Raw genomic sequence first — 2,011 nt, forward strand, 5'->3', positions numbered from 1 at the left:
GGAAGACCATCCGCGGGATGCCGTAGAAAAAGTGCAGCATCGCGTTGCCGTAGCAGATCCGCTGGATGAGCCCGAGCCCGCGCCCGAGGAACGGATTGTCGAGACGGAAGATCTGCGCCATGCCGCGTGCCCAGCGCGTGCGCTGCTTGACGTGGCCCGCCAGGCTCTCGGTCGCGAGACCTGCCGCCTGCACCGTCGGCAGGTACGCGGACGTATGGCCGCGCCGATGCAGCTTCAGCGCCGTGTGCGCGTCCTCGGTCACCGTTTCGACCGAAACGCCGCCGATCTCCTCCAGCGCGCTGCGTTTCAGGATCGCGCACGAGCCGCAGAAGAACGCCGCGTTCCACAGATCGTTGCCCGACTGCACCAGACCGTAGAACAGGCTGCCCTCGTTCGGCACCTCGCGGAACGTGCCGAGGTTGCGTTCGAACGGATCGGGCGAGAAGAAATGATGCGGCGTCTGCACGAGCGCGCACTTCGGATCGCGCAGGAACACGCCCATCGTCGTTTGCAGGAACGAGCGGGTCGGCACGTGATCGCAGTCGAAGATCGCGACGTACTCGCCATGCGTCCGCGGCAGCGCCGCGTTGATGTTGCCTGCCTTCGCATGCCGGTTGTCGCCGCGCGTCAGATAGCCGATGCCCGCCTCGCGCGCGAACGCCGCGAACTCGGGACGCTTGCCGTCGTCGAGCAGATACACGCGCAGCTTGTCGCTCGGCCAGTCGATGCTCTGCGCGGCGAACACGGTCGGCTTCACGACCGACAGCGGTTCGTTGTAAGTGGGAATATAGAGGTCGACCGTCGGCCACGTTTCAGGATCGGCGGGCAGCGGCACGATCGGCCGGTCGAGCGGCCATGCGGTCTGCACGAAGCCGAGCACGAGAATCAGCCACGTATACGCCTCCGCCGCATACAGCATGTAGCCGGCGAACGCTTCGAGCGGGCTGCGGAAATCGAGCGTCTGGGTCGTGCGCCACCACACGTAGCGCACCATCGCAAGCAGCGCGAGCGACGCCAGCGCGAGCGTCGGCAGATGGCCGGGCAGACGGCGGATCGTCAGCGCGAGGACCACCACGATCGCAAAGAACGCAAACTGCGAGCCGGGCATCAGCGGCGACATACACGCCGCCGCCCACATCAGCGCCCCAATCGCGAGCACGACCGGCACGAGCCCGCGGCGGTGGCCGATGCGGTGCGCGCCGGCCTCGATCCGGCCGCCCCACCGTTCCCACGGCAACTTCGCGAGCACCGCGTTGCAGCGGCGCCCGATTCCGCGCACGCGCACGTAGGCAGGCACGACCGTCGCGTCGAACCATGCGAGCGGATCGCTGGCCGTCGCGCCTCGCTCGGTACGCGGCGGCCGCACGAATGCGCGCAACAGCCATTCGCGCGGACTCAGCGGCTGGAGCACGCCCCAATTGGCGGCGATCCGCAGAAACACGCGGCGGACCCAGCCACGCACGTAATCGGGCTGCCCCGGGGCCGGCGCCTGGAAAAACAGCCGCACGACCCAGTCGAGCAGCGTGCGCTCGACTGGCAGCCCGAGCCCGCGTGCCAGCCAGTCCAGTGCACGACGCGGTATCGCGCGCGCCGCGGCCGCGAATCCGCCCGGCCTCATCGCAGGCCTCGTGCAGGCTGTGCCGCGGTGTCGCCGAGCCATGCGTCGAGCCAGTTGGCGACGCCATGCAGATCGTGCGACGCCTGCGAATGCGGCGCATCGTCGAAGATCCAGCTGCCACGCGCAAACGACTCCGGCACGGCCGCGTCGAGGTGGATGCGCTGGTCCAGGATCGTCGACGGGCCGGCGACCGCACGCAGCATCGCGAGCGCATCGCGCTGCATGTCGCGCGCAGGATTCAATCGGTTGACGACGATCCGCAATGCGTCGCTCGCGGCCCGCATCGCGCCGATGCGCGCGCTGACCGTCGCGCACGCGGCCGGCTCCGGCGGCACGGCGACAAGCGTGAGGTCGGCGCAGCGGATCGCATGCTCGGCATGCTGCGACGGACAG

The 2,011-nt window shown here is 69.1% G+C and carries 2 protein-coding genes; both read right to left on the minus strand.

Annotated elements, in window-relative coordinates; all coding sequences use genetic code 11:
* Positions 1-1,618: glycosyltransferase (locus KH616_RS24540; RefSeq protein WP_292253850.1), on the minus strand; the 1,618-nt coding region annotated here is incomplete at its 3' end.
* Positions 1,615-2,011 (minus strand): cellulose synthase operon protein YhjQ/BcsQ (locus tag KH616_RS24545; protein ID WP_292253852.1); only part of this gene is annotated, 397 nt, incomplete at its 5' end. The genes KH616_RS24540 and KH616_RS24545, both read right to left, overlap by 4 nt.

Origin of the sequence: Burkholderia sp. (assembly GCF_018375725.1) — a bacterium.
Taxonomy (GTDB): Bacteria; Pseudomonadota; Gammaproteobacteria; order Burkholderiales; family Burkholderiaceae; genus Burkholderia.